The sequence below is a fragment of the Hymenobacter yonginensis genome, assembly GCF_027625995.1.
GTDB lineage: Bacteria > Bacteroidota > Bacteroidia > Cytophagales > Hymenobacteraceae > Hymenobacter > Hymenobacter yonginensis.
In genome coordinates, this window is record NZ_CP115396.1 from 1,025,948 (window position 1) to 1,042,275 (window position 16,328).

General features: G+C 62.3%; 12 protein-coding genes. 10 read left to right on the forward strand and 2 right to left on the reverse strand.

Features of this window, described 5'->3' with window-relative positions; translation table 11 throughout:
• Positions 1-47: 47 nt before the first annotated feature.
• The 7 genes from O9Z63_RS04475 to O9Z63_RS04505 all read left to right on the forward strand — a co-directional run bounded on the left by O9Z63_RS04475 (position 48) and on the right by O9Z63_RS04505 (position 8,546).
• Positions 48-752, forward strand: coding sequence for a RibD family protein (locus O9Z63_RS04475; protein WP_270128121.1), 705 nt, complete (start codon positions 48-50; stop codon positions 750-752).
• A 173-nt stretch (positions 753-925) separates the two neighbouring features.
• On the forward strand, positions 926-1,606 hold the full coding sequence (locus tag O9Z63_RS04480; protein ID WP_270128122.1) for a response regulator transcription factor: 681 nt from the start codon (positions 926-928) through the stop codon (positions 1,604-1,606).
• A gap of 231 nt (positions 1,607-1,837) precedes the next feature.
• Positions 1,838-3,115: a sensor histidine kinase gene (locus O9Z63_RS04485; RefSeq protein ID WP_270128123.1), complete on the forward strand. Its 1,278-nt coding sequence runs from the start codon at positions 1,838-1,840 to the stop codon at positions 3,113-3,115.
• Between the two features lie 305 nt (positions 3,116-3,420).
• Positions 3,421-4,785 (forward strand): MFS transporter, encoded by a 1,365-nt coding sequence (locus O9Z63_RS04490; RefSeq protein WP_270128125.1) that lies wholly within the window; start codon positions 3,421-3,423, stop codon positions 4,783-4,785.
• 147 nt (positions 4,786-4,932) lie between these two features.
• Positions 4,933-6,261: a dicarboxylate/amino acid:cation symporter gene (locus tag O9Z63_RS04495; protein WP_270128127.1), complete on the forward strand. Its 1,329-nt coding sequence runs from the start codon at positions 4,933-4,935 to the stop codon at positions 6,259-6,261.
• A 220-nt stretch (positions 6,262-6,481) separates the two neighbouring features.
• On the forward strand, positions 6,482-7,945 hold the full coding sequence (locus O9Z63_RS04500) for a hypothetical protein (protein WP_270128129.1): 1,464 nt from the start codon (positions 6,482-6,484) through the stop codon (positions 7,943-7,945).
• 172 nt (positions 7,946-8,117) lie between these two features.
• Entirely contained in the window at positions 8,118-8,546 is a 429-nt protein-coding gene (locus tag O9Z63_RS04505) for a BLUF domain-containing protein (protein ID WP_270128130.1), read from the forward strand.
• 70 nt (positions 8,547-8,616) lie between these two features.
• Here O9Z63_RS04505 and O9Z63_RS04510 read toward each other — a convergent pair whose 3' ends face one another.
• The gene (locus O9Z63_RS04510) at positions 8,617-11,073 is read right to left on the reverse strand and encodes a TonB-dependent receptor (RefSeq protein ID WP_270128131.1); all 2,457 of its coding nucleotides are present in this window, start codon (positions 11,071-11,073) and stop codon (positions 8,617-8,619) included.
• 164 nt (positions 11,074-11,237) lie between these two features.
• Here O9Z63_RS04510 and uvrA point away from each other — a divergent pair, with 164 nt between their 5' ends.
• Positions 11,238-13,781 carry an excinuclease ABC subunit UvrA gene (uvrA, locus tag O9Z63_RS04515; RefSeq protein WP_270128132.1) on the forward strand — a complete coding sequence of 848 codons (2,544 nt, stop codon included), beginning with the start codon at positions 11,238-11,240 and terminating at the stop codon, positions 13,779-13,781.
• Between the two features lie 80 nt (positions 13,782-13,861).
• Here uvrA and O9Z63_RS04520 read toward each other — a convergent pair whose 3' ends face one another.
• Positions 13,862-14,413: a TetR/AcrR family transcriptional regulator gene (locus O9Z63_RS04520; protein WP_270128134.1), complete on the reverse strand. Its 552-nt coding sequence runs from the start codon at positions 14,411-14,413 to the stop codon at positions 13,862-13,864.
• Positions 14,414-15,052: 639 nt separating this feature from the next.
• On the opposite strand from O9Z63_RS04520, the gene O9Z63_RS04525 reads away from it, so the two are divergent.
• Together O9Z63_RS04525 and O9Z63_RS04530 are read left to right on the forward strand one after the other, a co-directional pair.
• A complete protein-coding gene (locus O9Z63_RS04525; protein WP_270128136.1) occupies positions 15,053-15,298 on the forward strand; it encodes a hypothetical protein in 246 nt (81 codons plus the stop codon).
• Positions 15,299-15,625: 327 nt separating this feature from the next.
• Entirely contained in the window at positions 15,626-16,267 is a 642-nt protein-coding gene (locus O9Z63_RS04530) for a (2Fe-2S)-binding protein (protein WP_408613563.1), read from the forward strand.
• The last annotated feature ends 61 nt before the right edge of the window (positions 16,268-16,328 follow it).

Sequence of the window (16,328 nt, forward strand, 5' to 3'; positions counted from 1 at the left end):
GCCGGTCCTAGCCACCCAACGGGCCATTTTTCCGTTGAAGGCCTACTATGAAACGACCCTATGTAATCTGCCACATGATGTCCTCGGTGGACGGAAAGATTCTGACCGCCAACTGGCAGGACAAAGCCCTGACCAAAACCTACTCTGGCTACTTCGAGAAATACCACGATACCTTCACCAGCCAAGCTTGGATGTGCGGCCGCGTAACCATGGAGCGCGACTTCTCGGGCGGCGTGCAGCCCGACCTGCAGCCGGCCCCGCAGCCCATTGCCCGGGAGCCCTTCATCGGCGACGCGCAGGCCACTTCCTTCGCCGTGGCTGTGGACGCGCACGGTAAGCTGGGCTGGGACAGCAACGCCACCGGCGGCGACCATATCGTGGAAATCCTCACCGAGCAGGTCAGCGACGAGTACCTGTACTACCTGCAGCGGCAGCACATTTCGTACCTGTTTGCGGGGAAGAAGGAGTTGGACTTTGCCTCGGCCCTGAAGCAGCTGGCCACGCTGTTTCCCATTGAAACCCTGATGCTGGAAGGCGGCGGCCACCTCAACGGCTCTTTGCTAAACGCCGGCCTGATCGACGAGCTGAGTTTGCTGCTGCTGCCCATTGCCGACGGCACGCTCCAGTCGCCGACCACATTTGAAGTGAGCGACTACCTGAAAAAAGGCCCCGCCACCCGTCTGCACCTCGCCCAAATGCAGCAGCTCGACAACGACGTGGTGTGGCTGAAATACCGCTTCAAAGCGGCGTAAAGCAGGTTTTGCCGCCGATGTGATCCTACAAGCCAGTTCTCCCGCCGTGTTGGGGAGGCTGGCTTGTAATCGTATTATGCCAGTGCAGGTAGTACCAGCTCAGCCTCTTGGCAGACGCTGGAGCGACTTGCTTTCGCTATTTTTAGCCGCCTTACCCGTGCCATATAGTCTACATGAAAATCCTGCTGATTGAAGATCATGCTGAGCTGGCTGCCAGCATTGCGGGCTACCTCACGCAGGAGCACTACATCTGCGAAGTGGCGGCCACCTTCGACGAGGCCCGCGAAAAGCTTGTCCTGTTCACCTACGACGTGGTGCTGCTCGACATCATGTTGCCCGACGGCAACGGCATCAACCTGCTCAAGCTGCTGCGTAAGGAAGGCGTGGATAGCAGCGTCATCATCATCTCGGCCCAGAACGCGCTGGACTTCAAGCTCACCGGCCTCAGCGAAGGCGCCGACGATTACATCACCAAGCCCTTCCCGCTGCCCGAGCTGCACGCCCGCATCAAGGCCATCATGCGCCGCCGCAGCCCCCAGAAAAACAACGTCCTCACGTTCCAGGACCTCACCGCTGACCTCGACTCATTGGAATGCCGCGTGAATGGCAAGCTGCTCAGCCTCACCCGCAAGGAAACCAACCTGCTGCTCTACTTCATCCACAACAAAGGCCGCATGCTGAGCCGCCAGGCCATTGCCGCCCACCTTTGGGGCGACTACACCGACAACCTCGACAGCGTGGACTTTGTATACCAGCACGTGAAAAACCTGCGCAAGAAAATCACCGACGCCGGCGGTCAGGACTACATCAGCACCGTCTACGGCTTCGGCTACAAATTCAACGCCCCGGAATGATGGCGGAGTGGTGGATGAGTGAATTTGTGAGTGGTGAGTTTGACGACGACAAGCGGCACAACTAGTAGCCTGTAACATCCGCTCCGTAGCCCAGGGTTTAAACCCTGGGTTAGTGAGTCATCAGGCGAAGCAGCGGAAATGCTTCGACTTTGTTGCACTCCGCTCAGCATGACGTTCTTTTCCCCAGTTCAACCAGTCCTCCAGTCCAGTCATCTACCTATCCACTATCAAGTGAAACTGAACTACCGCTACACGCTGGCCTACGCCATCATCACGTTTTTCGTGCTGAGCATTGGCTTTGCTATTGTGTACGCGGCCCTGTCGCGGAGCGCCACGCAGGCCACTATTGGCAAGCTGGAGGGGTTGAACGCTGTGGTGACGGGGCAGCTGCGGCGCGGGGGTAGCTACGCGGGGCATCCGTCGCGGGCCAACGTGTGGGTGGCGCGCGGCGTGCCCGCCGATACGGCCCGCCACGCGCCGCTGGTGCGGCTGCGCAACGAGTGGGAGCCGGCGTTGCAGTCGGAAGTGCGGATGGTGCGCGTGACCACCTACCCGGTGGTGCGCGGGCAGGTGTACCGCGTGACCAGCCGGGCGGCCGTGGTGGAGCCCCGCGACGCCTACCTGACCGGCCTGATGCTGGTGTTTGCCTGGACGTTTGTGTTTCTGCTGGCGTTGGTGGTGATTCTGAGCGAGGTGATTTCCTGGCGGATTCTGCGCCCCTTCACCCAGACGCTGCGCGGCATTCAGCAGTTTCAGCTCAGTCAGCAGCAGCGCATTGCTTTGGAGCCCAGCCGCACCACCGAGTTCAACGTGCTCAACGAGTTTCTGCTGCGCATGACCACCCGCGCCCAGAGCGACTACCAGGGCCTCAAGGAATTCTCTGAAAATGCCTCCCACGAGCTGCAAACGCCCATTGCCACCATCAAGGCCAAGCTGGAGCTGCTGCTGGACTCTGAGCTGACGGAGCCGCAGCTGCGCCTGCTCACGGCCATGCACGACGAACTGGAGCGCCTCAGCCGCATCAACCACTCGCTCACGCTGCTGGCCAAGCTGGAGCACTTCGATACCCGCCCCGGCACCTTCACCGACCTGAGCCAGCTGCTGCCCGCCACCGAAGCCGCCTTCGCCGATCTGGCCGAAATGAAGAACCTGCGCACCACCCAGCACATTGCGCCCGGCGTGGTGGTGCCCCTTGACGAGGCCCTGGCCCAGCTGCTTCTCAACAACCTGCTCAGCAACGCCATCCGCCACAACCAGCCCGGCGGCGAAATCAAGCTGCAGCTCACCCCGGAATTTCTGCTGCTGGAAAACACCGGCCACGCGCCCACTGCGCCGGTGGAAGAGCTGTTCGGCCGCTTCAAGAAAGGCAACGCCGCCCTCGATTCCATCGGCATCGGGCTGGCCATCGTGCGCCGCATCAGTGAGTTGTACGGCCACCGCATCAGCTACACCTACGCCGAGGGCTGGCACCGTATCCGGCTGGATTTCGCGCCGGTTCCGGCTGGGTAGTAGCTAGTGGGGAAAATAGTAAGAACGTCATGCTGAGCTTGCCGAAGTATCTCGCATGCTGATGTTGCTAAATCGTCGAACGACAACCGCTTTACTAGCCCGGGGCTTAAACCCTAGGCTAGCGAAGCAACATCAGCACGCGAGATGCTTCGGCAAGCTCAGCATGACGTCCTTTATGAAGTGGTCAGCGGCGCAAAATTTCATAGAAACCATAACATTCCCTCAAAATTCCTTCAAGATTGAGTTCGTCATTTGCTTACATCAACCAGTAAGTAACTACTCACTAGCCGAAAACTGCCTCGCTCATGCCTACCGCCGTTTCTCCTGCCGACCTGACTACTACCGCGCCGCCGGCCGGGGTGGGGCGTGGGGAGCGGGTATCGCCCCGGCGGCTGCGGGCTATTTTGAGCGGCTCGGTGGGCAACCTAGTGGAGTGGTACGACTGGTACGTTTTCTCCTCGTTTTCCCTGTATTTCTCGGCCTCGTTTTTCCCGGCCGGCGACACCACGGCCCAGCTGCTCCAGACGGCTGGCATCTTCGCGCTAGGCTTTCTGATGCGGCCTATCGGGGGCTGGATGTTCGGGCGCATTGCCGATAAAGTGGGCCGCAAGCAGTCCATGACGCTGTCGGTGCTGCTCATGTCGCTGGGCTCGTTGCTGATTGCCCTCACGCCCACTTACCAGACCGTGGGCATTGTGGCGCCGGTGATGCTGCTCACGGCGCGGCTGCTGCAGGGCCTGAGCGTGGGCGGCGAGTACGGCGTGTCGGCCACTTACCTGGCTGAAATGGCGACTTCGCGCCGCCGCGGCTTCTACTCCAGCTTTCTGTACCTCACCCTTATTGGGGCCCAACTGCTGGCCCTCGGTATTCAGTTGGTGCTGCAGCGGGTGCTGGAACCAACCCAGCTGCTAGCCTGGGGCTGGCGTATTCCCTTCGTGATTGGGGCGTTGCTGTCGGTTGTGGCCCTGTACTTGCGCCACAACCTCGACGAAACCGCCGCCTTCACGGCCCAGCCCGAAACCACCGAAGACCAGCGGGGCAGCCTGCGCGTGCTGGCCCGCCATCCGCGTGCCGTCTTCACGGTGGTCGGCCTCACGATGGGCGGCACGCTGGCGTTCTACACGTTCACCACCTACATGCTCAAGTTTCTGGTAAACACCGCCCACATGACCCCCGAGGCCGCCACCAACGTGTGCTTTCTGTCGCTGCTGGTGTTTGCCGCCTTGCAACCCGTGTTCGGGGCGCTGTCGGACCGCATCGGGCGGCGGCCCTTGCTGATCTTCTTCGGGGTGGGCGGGGCGCTGGGTACGGTGCCGCTGCTCACGGCCCTCAGCCAGACCACCTCGCCGCTGGCCGCTTTCGGGCTGCTGCTGCTGGCTTTGGTGATTGTGAGCGGCTACAGCGGCATCAACGTGATAGTGAAAGCCGAGCTGTTTCCGACGGATATCCGGGCTTTGGGCATCGGGCTGCCGCACGCCCTGACGGTGGCCGTATTCGGCGGCACGGCCGAGTACCTGGCCCTCTGGAGCAAGGGCGTCGGGCACGAGGCCTACTTCTACTGGTACATTGCCGGCTGCATCGGCGTTTCGCTGCTGGTGTTCCTGGGCATGGCCGAAACCACCAGAACGTCCCATCTCAACACTGATCCGGCAGCTGACCAGCTGGCTTAGCTGTCATTCTGAGCTTGCGAAGGACCTTAGCATGTCCGTCTCACACCTGTGTTTTTCATGGTGAGAAGCGCCTGAGTAAGCTCTGGACGACAGGTACAGCTCACCAACTCCCTCTAAACTGACTTCCCATCCCATCCATCCCACCTCATGAAAAAGCTGTTTTCCAACCTTACCGTGCAGGTGCTCACGGCCATTGCGCTGGGCGTGGCGGTAGGGGCTCTGTTCCCGGCCTTCGGGGCGGCCCTCAAGCCCATTGCCGACACGTTCATCAGCCTCATCAAAATGCTGATTGCGCCCATCATTTTCCTGACGGTGGTGCTGGGCATTGCGGGCATGGGCAGCCTGAAAAAGGTGGGCCGCGTGGGCGGCAAGGCGCTGCTGTACTTCGAGGTGGTGACCACGCTGGCCCTGGGCATCGGGGTGGTGGTGGCCAACCTGACCCAGCCCGGCGCGGGCGTGCAGGAAACCGCCCGGGCCGTGATGCAGGATGGCAAAAAGGCCGAGGAAGCTGCCAAATTCACTTCCCAGGCCGGCGACATGAACTGGGTGGAGTTCTTCACCCACATCGTGCCCGACAACGTGGTGGGCGCTTTCGCCAAGGGCGATATTCTGCAGGTGCTGCTGTTTTCGGTGCTGTTTGGGCTGGCTATCAATCACATGGGCGAGCAGGGGCAGCCGCTGATGCGCACCTTCGACCGCCTTTCGCACGCCATGTTTCAGGTGCTGGCCATGGTGATGAAACTGGCCCCGCTGGGCGCCTTCGGGGGCATGGCCTTCACCATCGGCAAGTACGGCATTGCCACGCTGCTGCCGCTGGGCAAGCTGATGCTGGTGGTGTACGCCACCATGTTCCTGTTCATTTTCGGGGTCCTAAACCTGATTATGCGTTATTACGGTCTGCGGCTGTGGCCCTACTTGAAGTTCATCAAGGAAGAAATTCTGCTGGTACTGGGTACCTCGTCGTCGGAGTCGGCCTTGCCGCGCATGATTGACAAGATGGAGCGCTACGGCTGCTCCCGCTCGGTGGCCGGCCTCGTGATTCCCACGGGCTATTCCTTCAACCTCGACGGCACGTCCATCTACCTGTCCATTGCCGTGATTTTCCTGGCCCAGGCCTTCAATATCCCGCTTTCCATCACCCAGCAGCTCACGCTCATCGGCATTCTGGTGGTGACGAGCAAGGGCGCGGCGGGCGTGACGGGTTCGGGCTTTATCGTGCTGGCTTCCACGCTGGCCGCCACCAAAGTTATTCCGGTGGAAAGCGTGGCCCTGCTGCTAGGCGTCGACCGGTTCATGAGCGAGGCCCGGGCCATCACCAACGTCATCGGCAACGGCATTGCCACGCTGGTGGTCGCCAAAAGTGAGGGCGAGTTCGACGAAAACCGCCACCAGCTGGCCCTGCAGGGCCGCTCGGTGCCCGAAGAACAACAGCCCGAGCCGGCTGCTATGCTGCCCCGCGTGGAAATCCACGCTTAGGCCGTGAGGCGGTAGTAGCGCGAACTTTGTAGTGCGCGTCCCCGCGCCGCTCAAACCAACTCTACGCCGCCAGAACCGTCTCCGCGCCGCCACCATTACCCGAACGACGCGGGGAGGCGAACTGCAAAGTTCGCGCTACATCTCCCTTTCCTGTTTTTTTCTGCTCTGACAGGGCGGACGGGCCGCGTCTTGCCTGTTTTGCCCCAGCCTAAATTTCCACATGACAACTTTTCTACGCCTGAAGCTGGCGGCGACGTTGCTGCTGCTGGCCCCGCTGACCCACGCCCAGATTATCGTGCCACCCACCACCGGCAAGGCCCCGAATCCGGCTTCGGCAGCGGCCCCGGCACCCGTGCCGGCCCCCGCCAAATCGGCCCCGTACGCGGGCGGCATGAAAATCAGCATCTCGCCCGACGGCTCCAAATACGTGCGCATCATGACGGCCCACCAGCTGTGGGTGCGCTACAACGAAAACAACTCGGGCACGCTCTCGGCCGAGGAAGAGCCGCAAAGTGACCAGATTGACTTTGGTATCCGCCGCTCGCGGGTGCTGCTGGTGGCGCAGTTGAACCCGCGCTTTCTGGTGGTCACGCAGTTGGGCATCAACGGGCAGAGCACCATTGCGGGCGGTGCGCCCGGTGAACCGACCGGCCCCGGCAAAAAGCCGCAGTTCTACATCCACGACGCGCTGGTGGAGTACAAGGTGAGCCAGTATATGAGCGCCGGCGGCGGCCTGCATTACTACAACGGCATCTCGCGCCAGACCAGCTTCGCCGCCTTTTCGCTGATAACCCTCGACGTGCCCGGCGTGCAGTCGCCCTCCCTCGACGCCATCGACCAGACCGGCCGGGGCATTGGGGTGTACGTGCGCGGGCGGGTGAAGAAGTTCGACTACCGGCTGTCGGTGAATGACGCGTTTCGCACGAATACCGGCAGCACGCCGGCTACGCTGGCTACCAACGTGGCGCAGTTCAACCCGCGCAGCCGGGGCAAAATCTGGCAGGGCTATTTCGATGTGGAGCTGCTGGATAAGGAGCTGAACCTGGTGCCGTTTGCGGTGGGCAATTACCTTGGGGCCAAGCGCGTGTTCAACATCGGGGCGGGCTTCCTCTACCACGCCGGCGGCCTCTACTCGCGCCCCCTGGACAACCCCACGCCGCAGCCCGCCCGCGCCTGGGACATTCCCTACAACCGCCACAATATGCGCGTGCTCTCAGCCGACATCTTCTTCGATACGCCCGTAGACACCACCGCCCGCAACCAGACCGCCTTCACCGTGTACGCCGCCGCCTACGACTACCGCATGGGCCCCAACTACGTGCGCTACGGTGGCACCCTAAACCCCGGCACCGGCTCGGCGGCATTGCGTGGCAATTCGGTGCCCATGCTCGGCACCGGCACCGCCCAAACCGTCCAGACCGGCTTTCTGCTGCCCAAAAAACTACTCGGCCCCAAAATACGCCTGCAGCCCTACGCGGGCTACATCCACGGCCGCTACGAGGGCCTGCGCCGCACCGACGGCCGCCTGCAGGACGTGCACATTCTGGACGGCGGCGTGAACGTGCTGCTCGACGGCCACCAGGCCAAAATCACGCTCAACTACCGCGCCCGCCCTGATTTCACCAACATCGACAACCTCAACTACCGCCCCGAGGCCACCATGCAGCTCCAGGTGATATTGTAGGGTGCCTAGCTGCAACATCTCTGTAGGTACATGCGTAGCCCCAATACCCAACGCTTTTTGTGGGAAGCGAGTGAACCCTATTGTTGGACAATTTGTATAAAGAACACCCATTTCGCCGGGGTGGGCTTTGTCTGACTCCGGTTACACTCTGTTCTCTACCACCGATTCATTCATGCACCACATCATTTATATGAGCAGCGCTACGCAGTCCATGAGCGACGACGACCTGGCGTTGCTTCTGGAACAGTGCCGCCGCAACAACGAGCAGCTACGCATAACCGGTGCCCTGGTATATGGTGGCGGACAGTTCATGCAGATCATGGAAGGCGACAAGGCCATTGTGCAGGCGCTCTACGAGAAAGTAGAAACTGACGCCCGCCACACCGGCGTGATGAAACTGGCCGACAAGGACATTCCGCACCGCAGCTTCGGCAGCTGGTCGATGGCCTTCGATACGGTAGCACCCGAGGCGTTGCCGGCCCTGGCCGGCTATTCCACACCCACCGAACTGTTACGCAACCTGCCCGTCAGCCTCAGCGGCGCCGACGACCTGCTGTACTCCATGCTACGCGCCACCGTGGGAGAAACCACCCAAGCATAGATACTTCATCTGCAAAACAAAAGCCCGCGCCTTCTCCGGAAGGCGCGGGCTTTTTTATAGGCTGCCGAAACTAAAACTCCACGATGAAGCCAATGGTGGGCAGCACCGTGCCGCTGTTGTTGTCGAGCAGGAAGGGTATGGCGTTGGAGCCATCCGGGCGCAGGGGCTGGCCGTCGGTGCTCACGAAGTCGGCGTTGTCGGGGGTGCGCTGGAAGGTGTAGCTGGGGGCCGCCGGCGACTTCAGGGCCAGCACGTTCTGCACGTCCACGTAGAGGTCGAAGGTGAGGCGGCGCAGGTTGATTTTCTTGTCGAGGCGCAGATCCAGCTGCTGGAAGGTACCCAGGCGCAGCGTGTTCAGGCGGCCGTAGTCGAGCACGCCCTGCCCGATGGTGAGGTAGTTCTGCTGCGAGGCCGCGTCGTCGAAGGGCGTGTAGGGGGCGCCGCCGGCCAGCCGGTACTTGGCGCCCAGCTCCCAGCCCCGCCCGAACTTGCGGCCCAGCAGCACCGAGGCCAGATGGCGCGTGTCCCAGGCCGAGGGCTTGTAGCGGCCATCAAGGCCCGTAAACTCGCTGCGGAACAGCGTGTAGGACGTCACGGCAAACAGGTTGCGGGTCAGCTTCTGCTGAAAGAAAAACTCGCCCCCGAAGGCCCGGCCGCGGCCGGTGCTGGTCACGGCCTCGTTGCCGAGGGCCACGAAGTCGCCGCCCAGGTTGGCTAGGCTGATACCGTCGCGGGTGTTGACGGGGTAGTGGTCGTACTGCTTCCAGAAGGCTTCCACCGTGAAGCGGCGGCTGGCCGAGGGCAGAAACTCCAGCCCCGCCACGTAGTGCGTGCTGCCGATGTAGCGGTTGGGCTTGTTCACGAACTGGCCGGCGTTGTCGCGGAAGCCGAGCAGGGTGGAGGGCGGAATCTTGTAGTAGCGCCCGATGCTGGCATTGAGGTTCCAGCGCGAGGCCAGCGCATACGACGCCGACATCCGCGGCGAGAGGGTGCGCAGCAGGTTGGCGCCGCCCTCCGTAAACGAGTTGCCATCGGCCCGCAGCCCCGCCGACACCGTCAGCCGGTCGTCGGTGAGGAACGGCCGCGTCACCTGGGCAAACGCCCCGAAGCGCGCAAACTGCAGGTCGGATTGAAACCGCACGTTCACGGCCGGCTGCTGCACCGAGCCGTCGGGGTTGAGCACGGCCTGGCGCAGGCGGTTGAAGTAGCGGTTGTCGTAGCTGATGAGCTGGCCCACGGCCCCGTAGGCGTACTGCCACTTGCCCAGGCTGCGGTTGATGTCGAGGCGCAGCTTGTTTTCCACCTCGCCGGAGCGGGTCTGGAACACCCGCCGGCTTTCGTCGCCCTGAAACGCGGTGCCGCCCTCGAAGAAATCGGCCTGGTTGCTGAGCTGGGTGCGGCTGAGGGCTAGGTTGAGGTAGCCGCGCTCCAGCAGCTGCCGCAAGCTCACGCCCACAGTGTAGTTCCATTGGTCGATGGTGGGCGTGTTGCGGATGGTGTAGGTGTTTTCGGGCGTGGACTTGCGCGGCACGGCCACCTCGAAGTGGTCCAGCGCACCCAGCCCCAGCGCCGTGAGCGTGGTTTTGGGGCCCAGCTTGGTGGTGATTTTGAACTGCGAGTCCCAATAGTCGGGCCGGATGGGCAGGTCAATCAGCTTGAACAGTACCTGTAGGTAGGAGCGGCGTACCGAAGCCAGAAACGTGGTATTCTTAGCCAGCGGCCCCTCTAGCGTGCCGGCCACTTCGGTGCCGCTCAGGCGCACGTTGCCCTGGATTCGGTCGGGGTTGCCGTCGCGCTGCCGGAATTGCAGCACCGAGCTAAGCGTGTTGTCATAGCGCGCCTCGAAGGCCGAGGTACTCAGCGTCACGTCCTCGATGAAGCTCACGTTGAGCATGCCCGCCGGCCCGCCGGCGCTGCCCTGGGTTTGGAAGTGGTTGATGACGGGCACCTCGATGCCGTCGAGGTAATACACGTTTTCATTGGGCGCGCCGCCCCGGATGATGATGTCGTTGCGGAAGCCGGCGGTGCCGCCCGTGCCGCCGCCGCCCACGCCGGGCAGCACCTGCACCACCTTAGAGATGTCGAAGTTGCCGCCTGGGTTGCTCTTGATTTCCTCCACGTTGAGGCGCTGCACGCTCAGCGGCGTTTCGGCCGTAGCCACCCGGATGGCGCGGCTGGCCGTCACCTGCACCTCGCCCAGCGCCTGCGCCGCCGGTGCCAGCTGCAAACTCACGATGTTGGCGTTGCCGCTGGTGATGACCACGTTGGCGCGCAGCAGCGGCTCGTAGCCCACAAACGACACCCGCACGTTGTAGCTGCCCGTCGGAATATCAGCTAGCCGGAACCGGCCCTGCTCGTCGGAGGCCGTGCCCAGGCTGGTGCCTTCCAGCGCCACCGTCACGCCCGGCAGCAGTTGCTGCGTGGCCCGGTCGCGGATGGTGCCGCTGAGCACGCCGGTGCTTTGGGCCAGCCCCGGCAGCTGCAGCAGAAGCAGAAAGACTATCGACAGAAAGTAGCGGAGCGGCATAGCAGGAAGGCAGGTTTGGCCCTACGAACCAGGGCCGGATGGATATGTTTACGGCGCAAAACTACTCCCGCAGCCCTAAAGCAGCGGCCCGCCACTAACCTGCCGGCGGCGCAGCAAGTATACGCAGATGCGGCCGCGCAATCCCGGCACCTTTCTTTCCGTACATGGCAGTTACCCCATCTTCCTCTTCTTCCCCCGACCCCAAAGCCGGCTACGTGCGCGTGCGCGGCGCCCGGGAGCACAACCTCAAAAACGTCAGCGTAGATATTCCGCGCGATGCGCTGGTGGTGTTTACCGGCGTGTCGGGCTCCGGCAAATCTAGTCTGGCCTTTGGCACGCTCTACGCCGAAGCCCAGCGCCGCTATCTGGAGTCGGTGTCGCCGTATGCGCGGCGGCTGTTCCACCAGATGGCCGTGCCCGAGGTGGATGCCATTGAAGGTTTGCCGCCGGCCGTGGCCCTGCAGCAGCAGCGCGGCACGCCCACCACCCGCTCGTCGGTAGGTTCCGTGACGACGCTGTCCAACCTGGTGCGCATGCTCTACTCGCGGGCCGGCGACTATCCGGCCGGACAGGGTATTGTATATGCCGAAGGCTTTTCGGCCAACACGCCCGAGGGTGCCTGTCCCACCTGCCACGGCCTGGGCCGCGTGTACGAAGTGACCGAGCAAAGCATGGTGCCCGACCCCACGCTCACCATCCGGGAGCGGGCCATTGCGGCCTGGCCCCAGGCCTGGGGCGGCCAGAACCAGCGCGACATCCTCGTGACGCTGGGTTACGACGTGGACATCCCGTGGCAGGAGTTGCCCCAAAAGCAACGCGACTGGATTCTGTTCACCGAGGAGCAGCCCGTCGTGCCCGTGTACCCCGGCTACTCGCCCCAGGAAACCCAGCGGGCCGTGAAACGCCGCGAGCCGCCGAACTACATGGGCACATTCACGAGTGTCCGGCGCCACGTGCTGCATACGTTTGCCACCACCCAGAGTCCGCTCATGAAGAAGCGCGCTCTGCAGTACATGCTCAGCCAGGAGTGCCCTACCTGCCACGGCAAGCGGCTGCGGCGCGAAGCCCTGGCCGTCACGTTTGCCGGCCTCGACATTGCCGACTTCTCCAGCCTGCCGCTCAAGCGCGTGGCGGCGCTGCTGCAGCCTTATGCCCGTGGCACCGCCGCCCGTCAAACCCACGATGCCGCCCATCCAGAGCAGGCCGAAGTAGCCCACCGCATCGCGCAGGATCTGTGCGCCCGCCTGGAAGTGCTGCTCGATCTGGGCCTCGGCTATCTGTCGCTGGAGCGCAGCACGCCCACGTTGTCGCCGGGCGAGCTGCAGCGGCTGCGGCTGGCCACGCAGCTGTATTCCAACCTGTTTGGGGTGGTGTATGTGCTCGATGAGCCCTCCGCCGGCCTGCATCCTTCCGACACCGAAGCCCTGCTTTCGGCGCTGGCCAGTCTGCGTCAGGCCGGCAACTCGCTGTTCGTGGTGGAGCACAACCTCGACGTGGTGCGCCAGGCCGACTGGCTGGTAGACGTAGGCCCCGCCGCCGGCGAGTTGGGCGGCGAAATCCTCTACAGCGGCCCGCCAGCAGGCCTAGCCGATGTGGAAGCTTCCCAGACGCGCCACTTCCTGTACCCCACGCCCACCACGGCCCCGGCCGCCGCGCCCCGCGAGCCGCAAGGCTGGCTGCAGCTGGCCGGCATCCGGCGCAACAACCTCGACGGCCTCGACGTGCAGTTTCCGCTGGGCGTGCTCACCACCGTTACAGGCGTGTCGGGCTCCGGCAAGTCCAGCCTCGTGAGCCAGGTGCTGGTGGAACTGGTGGCCGCGCACTTGGGCCACGAATTGGTATCGGAAGAAGACGAAGCGTCCGACCCGCTGGAACGCGCCGCCACTCCCGCAACTGGCGGCCGCATCGTAGCTGGGCTGGAGAATATCAAGCGGCTGGTGCGCGTGGATCAGAAGCCGATTGGGCGTACGCCGCGCTCCAACATGGCTACCTACACCGGCCTATTCGACCACGTGCGCAAGCTGTTCGCCGCCACGCCCGCCGCCCGCAAGCGCCGCTACGACGCCGGCCGCTTTAGCTTCAACGTGGCCAAAGGCCGCTGCGAGAAGTGCCAGGGCGAAGGGTTCGTGATGGTGGAGCTGCTGTTTCTGCCCAGCGTGTACGCGCCGTGCCCTGTCTGCCACGGCGCCCGCTACAACGCCCAAACCCTGGAAATCACCTACCGCGACAAGAACATTGCCGAGGTGCTGGGCTTGACAGTAGACGCCGCCTGGGAGTTCTTTGAGGACGAGCCTACCGTGCAGCGCGCCCTCACGGTGCTGCGCGAAGTGGGCCTCGGCTATCTGCGCCTGGGCCAGCCCGCCACCGAGCTCAGCGGCGGCGAAGCCCAGCGCATCAAGCTGGCCACCGAGCTGCAGAAGGCCCAGCGCGGCCAGTCGCTCTACGTGCTCGACGAGCCCACCACCGGCCTGCACCCCGCCGACGTGGTGCGCCTGCTTACCCAACTCAACCGCCTCGTAGAAGCCGGCAACACCGTCATCGTAGTGGAGCACGACATGCGCGTGGTAGCCGCCTCCGACTGGGTGCTCGACATGGGCCCCGGCGCCGGCGACGAAGGCGGCCAAGTGGTAGTAGCCGGCCAGCCCGCCGAAGTAGCCAAATCCAAAAAAAGCCGTACGGCACCCTACTTAGCGCGGTTCCGGCCGTAGGGGAGGAGCTATGAGTCCACAAAAAAACGGCCGCTTCCTGACTATCAGGAAGCGGCCGTTTTTGTGCGTCTGGGGAGCGGCTATTGGTGTAGATCGGCCAGGCCGGGGTGCGTGTAGATGCGCTTGATGTAGGTGTTGAGGCGGTTCAGCATCTCTGCGTCTTCTTCGTGCAGCAGCTGGCGCCACAGTGCCTGCACCAGCAGCGTGAGGTGGTAGGTGGCTAGGTCCGGCTGCGCGTAGCCCAAGTCGATGAAGGCCTTGTTGAGCAGCGAATACACGGGCAGCATGAACTTCTGGAAGTGCTTCTGCACCACTTCCTTGTCGAAGGCCTTGTCCTGCAGCGTCCAGAAAGCCCGCTCTTCGCGCACCAGCTTGTAGGGCAGGTCGATGACCTTCTGCACCAGCGCCGAGGCGTCGTCCTCGGTCAGCATGCCGCGGTTGGCTTCCACGATGCGCTTGTAGCCATCCTTGATGATGCTCTCAAATAGCTTGTCTTTGCTCTGGAAATACTTGAAAATCAACGGCTCCGACACGCCAGCTTCCTTGGCGATGAGGGCAGTGGAAGTATGGTCGTAGCCCCGGTCGGCAAACAGCTGTAAGGCAGTTTGCTCAATTCGCTGGTAGCTTTTCATAGTGCAGTGAGGTGAGGTAGGCGAGGGGCGCGGCTGGGGCCGACTGGAAGAAACCAGCCGGATGCAAACGGCCCGGCAGTGGCCGGTAAAGCCAAAAATAGAGAGTAGGGCGCAATACCCGGCATTCCGGCCGCAACTATCAGCCCTTGAAATATAGTTTTCTATCAGTAACGGCCCGGGCGGGTTTTTTGTTGATGCATTCACTCCCGTCCCGTTCGGGAGGCCGCCTGATCATCGGTGCAAAAACGCGCTGGCCCAGTGGGTGGCTGCCACGCGTGACAATCTATTTCTATTCCAATGTAGCCCGGTTTGACCTTTGTCCAAAGAGGCTGAGGTAGTTCAAATGAGGCAATGTGGCTGATTAACGGGTTGATGCAAAAATTATGTTTTATGTATATGTACTTTGTTGATATGAAAGCGCACTATAAGAGTTTACAGAGAAGGTGATATTGTCTTTTAAATTGTGTTAACAATTTGTTAATATTGGACAGCTGCCCAGGCAAAAGTAGCTGTGAGCTACGTGAAACTGCCGGCTTGCTCTGCTGGTGGATGTGGGTGATAAATTGTATTATGCAGGTAAAGCCCCGGGGTGATAAAAGCAAATGCTGTAAACTGCCGCCTCAACAAACTTCAAAAGTTATGATGAAGCGCATGATTTCGGCCGCTTTGCTTTCAGTGCTGAGCACGGGTATGCTGATGGCCCAGGGTACGCCTGCTCCCGTGCAGGGCACGCCTGCCACCGTTCAGCCCACCGACACCACCAAAGTGAAGGTAACCGACGACCAGACCAAAGTGAAAACCGAGGAAGGCAAAGTAAAGGCCGATAAAAAGGCCCGTAAAGTGAAAGTAAAAAAGGAAGCTACGGCTCCTGCTTCGCAGAAGTAAGCCTTTCCGAAAAGTTGTTGAAAAACCGTCTCTGCGACTGCAGGGGCGGTTTTTTTGTGTGCAGTATCCGGGCCTGAAGCCTGTCGGCCGTTGGCTTGGCCCGCAGACAGCACCCAAGCCCACCGCAAAGGCGCTGAATATTCGTGTAGCGACATAACACCACCGCTCGGGTGTGCGTAGAGACCCAAGACCAGGGCCGGACCATTGTTGCGCGCAGACCAGAGCATAGCGTTGATCTGAACCAGTTGGCGGGGCGGTGGTTTGTACTACGCCGCTCCTGCTGACGTCAAACGTCCGGCCACCCTTTTATCACCTTTGCTTTTCCTCATGCCTGATTTTCCTGCTTCCGATTTCCCGGCCGGCGGTGTGCCACCCCAGCCGCAGCCCAATGATGGCTCGCGCCGGTCGTTTATGAAACAAGCCGGCGGCATTCTGGGCCTGGCGCTGGCCCCGCCGCTGGTGGCGCAGGCCGAGCGCCTGACGGCCTACTCCAAAACGGTGGAGGGTGTCACGGCGCTGCAGTTGAAAATCAACGGCACAGTGCGCACAATCCAGGCCGAGCCCCGCGTGACGCTGCTGGATGCTTTGCGCGAGTACATGGACCTGACCGGCACCAAGAAGGGCTGCGACCATGGCCAGTGCGGCGCCTGCACCGTGCACGTTGATGGCCGTCGCATCAATAGCTGCCTCACCTTGGCCGTGATGCAGCAGGGTAAGGAAATCACCACCATCGAAGGCCTGGCCAAGGGCGACGAGCTGCACCCGATGCAGGAGGCGTTCCTCAAGCACGATGGTTTCCAGTGCGGCTACTGCACGCCGGGCCAGATTATGTCGGGCGTAGCCTGCGTGAAAGAAGGCCACGCCGGCTCCGACGATCAGACCCGCGAGTGGATGAGTGGCAACCTCTGCCGCTGCGGCGCCTACCCCAACATCGTGGCCGCCGTGCGGGAAGTGGCTGGCAAAGCGTGATGAAGTGATGAGGCAAAAAGTGATGAGGAATTCTCGTCATCTGCTTGCTGCCTGTCACCTC

Bases quoted from the DNA above. Each gene is read 5' to 3' on its own strand.
- O9Z63_RS04475 (WP_270128121.1), top strand. From the start codon at position 48: ATGAAACGACCCTATGTAATCTGCCACATGATGTCCTCGGTGGACGGA.
- O9Z63_RS04480 (WP_270128122.1), top strand. From the start codon at position 926: ATGAAAATCCTGCTGATTGAAGATCATGCTGAGCTGGCTGCCAGCATT.
- O9Z63_RS04490 (WP_270128125.1), top strand. From the start codon at position 3,421: ATGCCTACCGCCGTTTCTCCTGCCGACCTGACTACTACCGCGCCGCCG.
- O9Z63_RS04495 (WP_270128127.1), top strand. From the start codon at position 4,933: ATGAAAAAGCTGTTTTCCAACCTTACCGTGCAGGTGCTCACGGCCATT.
- O9Z63_RS04500 (WP_270128129.1), top strand. From the start codon at position 6,482: ATGACAACTTTTCTACGCCTGAAGCTGGCGGCGACGTTGCTGCTGCTG.
- O9Z63_RS04505 (WP_270128130.1), top strand. From the start codon at position 8,118: ATGCACCACATCATTTATATGAGCAGCGCTACGCAGTCCATGAGCGAC.
- O9Z63_RS04510 (WP_270128131.1), bottom strand. From the start codon at position 11,073: ATGCCGCTCCGCTACTTTCTGTCGATAGTCTTTCTGCTTCTGCTGCAG.
- uvrA (WP_270128132.1), top strand. From the start codon at position 11,238: ATGGCAGTTACCCCATCTTCCTCTTCTTCCCCCGACCCCAAAGCCGGC.
- O9Z63_RS04520 (WP_270128134.1), bottom strand. From the start codon at position 14,413: ATGAAAAGCTACCAGCGAATTGAGCAAACTGCCTTACAGCTGTTTGCC.
- O9Z63_RS04525 (WP_270128136.1), top strand. From the start codon at position 15,053: ATGATGAAGCGCATGATTTCGGCCGCTTTGCTTTCAGTGCTGAGCACG.
- O9Z63_RS04530 (WP_408613563.1), top strand. From the start codon at position 15,626: ATGCCTGATTTTCCTGCTTCCGATTTCCCGGCCGGCGGTGTGCCACCC.